The sequence below is a fragment of the Clostridium sp. D5 genome (genome assembly GCF_000190355.1).
GTDB lineage: Bacteria > Bacillota > Clostridia > Lachnospirales > Lachnospiraceae > Faecalicatena > Faecalicatena fissicatena_A.
Window position 1 is genome coordinate 1 of the sequence record NZ_GL870818.1, and the last position, 8,509, is coordinate 8,509.

General features: G+C 45.8%; 6 protein-coding genes. 4 read left to right on the forward strand and 2 right to left on the reverse strand.

What is annotated here, in order from left to right:
* Positions 1-274 precede the first annotated feature (274 nt).
* The gene (locus HMPREF0240_RS18510) at positions 275-1,054 is read right to left on the reverse strand and encodes a hypothetical protein (RefSeq protein ID WP_050794574.1); all 780 of its coding nucleotides are present in this window, start codon (positions 1,052-1,054) and stop codon (positions 275-277) included.
* Between the two features lie 166 nt (positions 1,055-1,220).
* Between HMPREF0240_RS18510 and HMPREF0240_RS18515 the strand changes: the two genes are divergently transcribed.
* Together HMPREF0240_RS18515 and HMPREF0240_RS18520 are read left to right on the forward strand one after the other, a co-directional pair.
* Entirely contained in the window at positions 1,221-1,667 is a 447-nt protein-coding gene (locus HMPREF0240_RS18515) for a MarR family transcriptional regulator (protein WP_009004949.1), read from the forward strand.
* 100 nt (positions 1,668-1,767) lie between these two features.
* Entirely contained in the window at positions 1,768-4,551 is a 2,784-nt protein-coding gene (locus HMPREF0240_RS18520) for a transporter substrate-binding domain-containing protein (RefSeq protein WP_050794575.1), read from the forward strand.
* A gap of 73 nt (positions 4,552-4,624) precedes the next feature.
* Here the strand turns inward: HMPREF0240_RS18520 and HMPREF0240_RS18525 are convergent, their stop codons facing one another.
* Positions 4,625-5,701 carry a uroporphyrinogen decarboxylase family protein gene (locus HMPREF0240_RS18525; RefSeq protein WP_009004950.1) on the reverse strand — a complete coding sequence of 359 codons (1,077 nt, stop codon included), beginning with the start codon at positions 5,699-5,701 and terminating at the stop codon, positions 4,625-4,627.
* A 284-nt stretch (positions 5,702-5,985) separates the two neighbouring features.
* Here HMPREF0240_RS18525 and HMPREF0240_RS18530 point away from each other — a divergent pair, with 284 nt between their 5' ends.
* The gene (locus tag HMPREF0240_RS18530; protein WP_009004951.1) at positions 5,986-6,873 is read left to right on the forward strand and encodes a DegV family protein; all 888 of its coding nucleotides are present in this window, start codon (positions 5,986-5,988) and stop codon (positions 6,871-6,873) included.
* A 141-nt stretch (positions 6,874-7,014) separates the two neighbouring features.
* Positions 7,015-8,253: a [Fe-Fe] hydrogenase large subunit C-terminal domain-containing protein gene (locus HMPREF0240_RS18535; protein ID WP_035314159.1), complete on the forward strand. Its 1,239-nt coding sequence runs from the start codon at positions 7,015-7,017 to the stop codon at positions 8,251-8,253.
* Positions 8,254-8,509 lie beyond the last annotated feature (256 nt).

Here is an 8,509-nt window from a genome sequence, read left to right on the forward strand (position 1 = left end):
TGAATTTTATCATAGTAGGAAAGTCCCATTTTTTCTTTCTGGTAAAATCCCTGCCTGGATGAACCGTGAAATCCGATAAATTCAAAGACATTTCGTCAATTAGGTTCCATAATGTAGCTTTTACTTCTTCTGAAAATTGCATAAGTGATAACCTCCTAAAATTTTATATTATTAAAAGGCTACGCCACATTTTTTGAGCGTCTTGTCAAGTGTTTTTTGCATAAAAATAGGCAAATATGCAATTAACATATTTGCCTCAAATATACCGTTTTTCTTATCTTAATGACATTGGTTCTCTTTCTGTACCGGCATCTTCAGGAGAAATATCTTGGAGGTAAGTCAGAAGATGTGCCAGCCCTCGGCCGGCTTCTATCAAGGAAAATCCGGCATCGGAGATACAAAACACTTTTTTTCTTCTGTCATAAACAATCTGACTCAGCTGGCAAAGTCTGTGCCGGGTATCGTTCAGATCCGGCTTATCAGGTGTTTCCTTAAGCTGCCAGGAAATATGCCGGGAGATGTCATCAATTATTTTACTGAGTACATCCTGTGCGGTTTCTTCGATACGTTTTCTTCCCATGACCCACTGATACAGAATAATTGACAGTGCACCCACCAGCATGCCCAGGAGTCTCTTGGGAAGCTGAGAAGGTTCCGCCGGGGAGATGAACACCAGGAACAGATAGGAAAGAATATAGGGAAAGTACATATTAGTGGTATATTCGTAAGTAAAAGCATACAAAATTATAAATAATGTGATAAAATTAACGATGAGTGACAGCGGCATGGGAAGAAACACAACCCAGCATGCCGCCAGCGCCATCCAGACCAGTACAACAGACTGGATGAACAGATGTCTTACCGGGGCTGCGGTCAGATCCCAAACCATGGACGATGACATTATAATGGCAAAACTTACACCGACAATGGAATTCTCAGGGCCGAAAAAATGCTGAAAGATATTTACGTAGGCAATGATGAATATAAAACTCAGTGTACTGAAACGAAACTTATCTTTTAAGGTTTTAATAAAATTCTGTATGTAATTTTGCATAATCAGTGACATCTCCTTATGATTTGGGTGTGGAATGGATAACAATTGATTTAAGAAATTTGATTTGTGATGGTACAATTAAGATTAAACAATGATGATAGTCATATTTTATTTACTAATTTAAGATCATAACACTATTAAATTCATTTGTCAATGGAGAGGTAAAATGATAAAAGAAAAATATTCTGAACAATTTGTAAAAAATCTGCTTCTGGTTATGCCGGACTGGCATTCGAAGCTGGTACGTCCGTTTAAAGAAACTCTGCATGGGGAGATGAGCCTGGAGACTTACTATTGCATGGAAACACTCAGGAAATGCGAAACATTGACGATGACGGAACTGGCACAGCAGCTGAAAGTTCCGAAGCAGCAGGCAACAAAGCTGGTGGATGCGCTGTATAAGCACGGGTTTATTGAACGATTGAACAAAGAAAATGACAGGAGAATGATCTGGCTGCGGCTCACCCCGAAGGCCGCTGCATATCTGGATGAATACTACCTGAAAAATAAAGACTTTCTTCGGTCTCTGGAAGAAAAGCTGAGTGAAGAAGAACTGCAGAAACTGAATGAGGCCGTCCGGTTACTGGGTGAGATTCTCCCGAGATTGGATTAGCAAAAAAAAGATGATTTATGAAAATTATGAAAGTAATTGGAGATGACATATGATATAATCAGAAAAGGCTAGAACATCAAAGATAAAGGAGTTCTTAGATATGAAGATATTATCGGGGAGAACAATAAAAAAGGGATTTCTGCTGGTGCTGGCAGCAGCTGTATTGCTTTTTTCATCTGGGACTGTACTTGCAGAAGAGCAGACCGAATATCGTGTTCTGCGTGTTGGAGTCTCCGAGGTGGACGGATTTACGGAGATGGATGCAGACGGTAACAGACATGGGATTGTGATCGATTATCTGAATGAAATTGCTAAATATACAGGCTGGAAGTATGAATATATAGATACCGCCGGGGATAACCTGATAAAAGAGTTCATGGCCGGTCAATATGATCTAATAGGCGGCACCTATTATCTGGAAGGAATGGAAGAATATTTTGGTTATCCGGATTACAATACCGGTTACAGCAAATCAGTTTTGATGGCCCAGAAAGAGGATGAGGGTATCAAGGCGTTTGACTGGAAGAGCATGTCTGGCAAGAGGATAGGCGTTTATAAGAATGCGGCAGAGAATATCCGCCGTCTCAAGGTATTTATGGACAGCAACAATATAAAGTGTGAAATTGTTGAATATACCCGGGAGCAGCAGGTTAATGGAAATCTCTATACTTATCTGGAAGATGGCGAAGTGGACATGCTGCTTGGAAACAGCGCGGATGATACCGGAAAGTTCCGTGTGGTGGCAAAGTTTGACTCTCAGCCGCATTATATTGTTACTACCGGAGATAACCAGGAAGTACTGGATGGACTGAACATGGCTATGGAAAAAATAATGGATTCCAATCCAAATTTTGCGGAGGAGCGCTACGAGGCCAATTTTCCCGATTCAGGAATAGCAAGTATTTATTTGAATCAGTCTGAACGTGAGTACATCAGCCAGAAGAAGACCGTAAAAGTTGCCGTGCAGAAAAGATGGCATCCGCTGTATTGCAAAGAAGAAGATGATGGGCAGCATGATGGGATGATTCCGGATGTACTGAAAAGAGTAGAAGAATTCTGCGGACTCCAGTTTGAGTTTGTTCACACGAATAATTACAGTGAAGCACTGGAGATGCTGTATCAGGGCAAAGCCGATATGATCGGCTCTTTTCTTGGGACGGATAATGAAGGAGCGCAGATGGAACTGGCGGTAACCAAACCGTATGCGATCCTGAATGATATTATAGCGCGCAACAAGTCGGTGACCTTCCCATCGGAAGGGCTGACCGGCGCAGTGATAAAAGGGCGCAGGATGCCCGCCAGTATCAATGTATCGGAGGTCAAGTACTACAGCACAGTGACCGATGCCCTGCGCGCAGTAAACAGCGGCAAGGTGGATTTCTTTTATGGGCTTTCTTCAAGAATCGAACTGGAAATACAGGCCAATCACTTCACAAATGTAGTTCCCAATACTGTTATGAATGAAAGAAATGAAATGAGCTTTGCCATGATGAGTCCGGTAGAGGGAGAGCTGCTGACAATTATGAATAAGGCAATCAACAGCCTGACCAGTGATGAAAAGGCGGCTATAGAGGACCAGAATATGATATCTGTGGGAACGGGGCATCTTTCAGCTATCGAGATGATCTATGCAAATCCCCTGATGTTTGTGGCTATATTGGCATTAGTATTCCTGCTGATTGTTATTTTTGTACTGATTATGGCACGCTATCGCATCCATGCGGCAAAGATACAGGCAAATCTGGAGAGGGCGGAGGCAGAGAACCGTGCAAAAGGAGAGTTCTTGTCCAGGATGAGTCATGAGATAAGAACACCAATGAATGCCATTGTCGGTATCAGTGACCTGACCTGCATGATGGATAAAGTACCGGAAAATGTGAGAGGGAATCTCTCCAAGATACGTTCATCGTCACGTTATCTTCTGAGCCTGATCAGTGATATACTTGATATGAGCAGAATTGAAAGCGGTATGATGACCGTGGCGAGTGAGCCGTTTTCTATAGAGCAGATACTGGATGAACTGGAAAGTATGATGACCGGGGAAGCAAAAAGACGGGAATTGGACTTCTACATGAAGACAGAGATTAAAGACGATGTGCTTCTCGGAGATGCTGTACGTTTGAAACAGGTGCTTGCAAACCTGTTATCCAATGCCTTTAAGTTCACCCCGGCGGGCGGCCGGGTCAGAGTATGTGTAACACAGACCCAGAGCTCAGAAGAGAAGGCCGTTTACAGATTCCAGGTAGTTGATAATGGCGTGGGTATTTCTGAAGAAAATCAGAGACGTATATTCGAGGCATTTGAACAGGTGGGGAACAATTATTCTAAAAGCCAGGGAACCGGCCTGGGGCTTGCAATCAGCAGGACGATCGTGGATCTGATGGGAGGAGAACTGAAGCTGGCAAGTGAAGAGGGGAAAGGCAGTGAGTTCTACTTTACCGCAGAATTTCCAATTGGAGTTCTGGAGAAAAAGCAGGAGAAGGTGGAAATAGATCAGTTCCTGGATCAAATGAATATTATTCTTGCAGAGGACAATGATCTGAATGCAGAGATCGCCGAAGAACTTCTCAAGATGCAGGGTGCGTCAGTGAAAAGAGCGGAAAACGGAGAAGAAGCGATCAATATATTTAAAGAAAGCAGACCGGGTGAATTCCAGGCAATTCTGATGGATATTCAGATGCCGGTCATGGACGGACTGGAGTCCTGCCGGGCAATCCGCAATCTGGATCGGCCGGACGCATCTGGGGTTCCAATCATAGCAATGACTGCGAACACGTTTAAAGAAGATGCTGATGCAGCCATCGAAGCCGGGATGAACGGCTTTGTGACCAAACCTGTGGATGTGGATTATCTCTATCAGGTTTTGGCGAGTCTGATAAAATAATAAGATAATGAACGGCCGGCCAGGGGCGGGGACGAATGGGCTTATGCCCGTCCCTGAACCTGGCCGGCCGTTTTTACTGTATATCAGCCAGAATGGCGTACCCGCCCTCTTCCAGGCAGGTATCGTACATCGCAAGTACATTCTCAACCGGAGTCTCTTCCAGAAGGTAATCGTGGCTTGGAGAGAGGATGTATCCACCCCCGGGTTTCATACATCGGACTGTATCACGTGTAGCCCGGACTGTGTCTTCTACATTTCCGTTTATCAGGATATCGATAGAATCTATGCATCCATTCAGGATCAGTCTTCCTCCAAAGTGTTCTTTCAGATAAGCCGGCTGCATTTCACGTGTAATTGGCTGCAGACTCTGGACGGCGGAGATCCCATTCTCAATCAGAGCAGGCATCAGCTGGGTATAGCTGCCGCAGCAGTGCATCATAGTGGGAAGCCCGTATTCTTTTCCAAGATCTGTCAGACGCTTCAGGTAAGGGCAGATAAACTCGCGGAATAAACCTTCTCCGATAAGAGGTCCGGTCTGGCTGCCCAGATCGTTTCCGATAAAGAAGATATCGATTGCCCCGCGGGCCGCTTCGAAGACTCGTTTGGATAATTCATAATAGAAGTCTGTGACATGGGAGAGAACAGCATGTACAATGTCAGGATCCTCATACATAAGTATCATCATGTTTTCCATGCCAAGCAGATCAATGGCATCGTGAAAAATGGGGCACCATTCCCCGCCCAGAATGGCGTATTGATTGTCCCATGCCAGTGCATCTTCCCGGATATGTGAGACATCATACCAGTCTGGAGAAGGCCATGAGTAGGCATGTATTTCTTCCACAGAGGCACCGGCAAGGGGGTGCAGCGCTGCCTGCCCATAGCCGATTCCCTCCCTCTCGATGCCGAATATGGATACCGTTTTTCCGTCGCCTGAATCATAGTCCGGGTTGAATCTGTCCGGTCCGGTATATCGTGAGTAGACACGCCGGAAATCATCATGAAAACGAAGGAAAACATCCTCGTCACTTTTTACATTTAGAAAGCTGCGTGCCTTTGCCATAAAATCAGGGGATGCCCCGCACCACATTGGGACCCGGTCCGGAATTTGATGGGCAAATACAGCCATTACGCGCTCTTTTGAAGTCATACAGTTTCCTCCTATTTTGCTTTTTCTTTTATTTTATATGGGGGTGGCGGGAATGACAATGCACCAGATTCCTTAAAAATAGTATAGAAATCGCTTTTTCAGTGCCCTGAGTAAAGAGTTTGGTTCACAGTGAAGTACGGCATGCAGCAAGGTAGTTCATATATATGTGTTTCCAATTCTTTACGTGCAAAAGGTAGTATTTATAACTATATAAAACGGTTGACATTACTGTGATACACGAGTAAGATAAAAATATAAATGCAACAGAAAAGAGGGAGAGAATTGTGGGAAATTATGTATTAAGCTGTTGCTCTACTGCGGATTTGTCGCCGGAGCATTTCAGAAAACGGGATATTTCATATATCTGTTTTCATTATTACTTAGATGGTACAGAATATCAGGATGATTTGGGGCAGAGCATGCCCTTCAAAGAGTTCTATGCCAGGATGAAAGAGGGTGCGGACACCAAGACTTCACAGGTAAATGCCGGAGAATTTATGGATTATTTCCGGAGTATACTGATCCAGGGCAAGGATATCCTGCACGTGTGTCTGTCTTCCGGGCTTTCTGGAGTAATCAATTCTGCCGAGACGGCAAAAGAAGCACTGCTGGAGGAATACCCGGACAGGAAGATTTTTATTGTGGATTCGCTGGGTGCTTCTTCCGGCTACGGCCTGCTCATGGACCGCCTGGCCGACCTGCGGGACGAGGGAAGGAGCCTCGAGGAGATATACCACTGGGCAGAGGATCACAGACTGGATCTGCACCACTGGTTTTTCTCAACAGATCTGACCTTTTATGTAAAGGGAGGACGTATTTCCAAGGTATCGGGATGGTTTGGAACTGCACTTGAGATCTGTCCGCTGCTAAACATGGACAATAGCGGGCATCTGATCCCCCGTTTTAAAATCAGGGGTAAGAAAAAGGTAATCCGGGAGATCGTTAAAAAAATGGAACTGTTTGCAGAGGACAGGCTGGATTACTCAGAAAAGTGCTTTATCTCCCATTCAGACTGCTACGATGATGCCAAAAAAGTAGCGGATATGATAGAGGAGCGTTTTCCAAAGCTGAACGGAAAAGTTGTGATCAATAGTGTTGGGACAACAATCGGCAGCCATACCGGCCCGGGAACAGTCGCACTGTTCTTCTGGGGTGATACAAGAAAAGACTGACCGAAAACAGAATACCAGTTACGCAGAAGCATACAGAGCGCCCGGTGCCGATATAGCATCCGGGCGCTCTGCGCGTGCATAAAATCAGGATGCCCCGCCCATAATAACTGGTAATATCAGTTAGAAATGGGAGAAATTGAAATGAAAACATTTGAAGAGCTTTACCGGGAGATTATGAAACGGAAAATATCATTAAAGGCGCCTCTGCCACCGGAGTACCATCCCTATCACCTGGACTGTCTGCTCAACCCTCAGAACCATGCCCCTGTAGTGTTTAATGAACCATGTGAAGAGTGTGAATATGAGCGTGCATGCCAGAACAGCTGCATCTTTGACGCAATTGAAGCTGGGGAGGACGGTAAACTATTTATCAACCCGGATCTGTGCATCGGCTGTGAGGCATGTATTGAAGCATGTAAAACGGATAAAATCACAGCGGGCAGGGATGTGCTGCCGGCAATGAAAGCAGTAAGAGAGGCAAAAGGCCCGGTATATATGATGGTTGCCCCCGCATTTTTAGGGCAGTTTTCAGAAAAGGTGACGCCGGGAAAGCTGCGGACCGCATTTCAGGCACTGGGCTTTACCGGTATGGTGGAGGTTGCACTCTTTGCAGACATCCTGACCCTGAAAGAAGCGCTGGAGTTTGACAAACATGTCAGGGAAGCGGGAGATTACCAGCTCACAAGCTGCTGCTGTCCCATCTGGATATCTATGATCCGCAAAATGTACCATGAACTGATGCCACATGTCCCAGGAGCAGTCTCTCCCATGGTTGCCTGCGGCCGGATGATCAAACGCCTTCACCCGGATGCCGTCACCGTATTTGCCGGCCCCTGCCTGGCCAAAAAAAGCGAAGCAAAAGAGCCCGATCTGGTCGGTGCAGTAGACTACGTACTAACATTCCAGGAAGTGCAGGACATCTTCGATGCCGCCGATATCCGCCCGGAAGAGCTGGCAGACAAAGAAAAAGAGCATTCTTCAAGAGCGGGCCGCATATACGCAAGAACCGGCGGAGTCAGCCAGGCCGTACAGGAAACCGAAAAACAGCTGAGGCCTGATCGTAAAATAAAAGTCAAAGCAGAACAGGCCGACGGAATCCCGGCCTGCCGGGAACTCATCAAAAAGATACAGAACGGAGAAACAGACGCCAACTTTTTTGAAGGCATGGGCTGCGTAGGCGGCTGTGTGGGCGGCCCCAAAGCAGTACTGGACAGACAGGAAGGCCGCATCCATGTAGATGCATACGGAGACAAGGCCCCATTTGCGACTCCTCTGGAGAACCCCTACGTAATGAAAATGCTGGAAGAATCGGGATTTGACACAATAGAGGATTTCATAGAAAAAAGCGATCTCTTAGTAAGAAACTTCTCCAAGATATAGCTCACGAGCTTCAGCCTCGTGAGCGTAAGAATGTAGAAAGAGAAAACTACACAACTTACCAGATTCAACAGTTCCGCGCAGCCTTTACACATCCGCTGCCCCCGCCTGGAATTTCCCCATAGAGAACATGGTCTTACCTGCCGGTGGATGAACCCAGCCTGCGGTGGAACGGGACGGGGGGAGACACCAGCATATATCTGTATGGAATGCATAAAGTGAGCTTAGCAGCAGTTAGAGGAAACACACAAAATCAGCC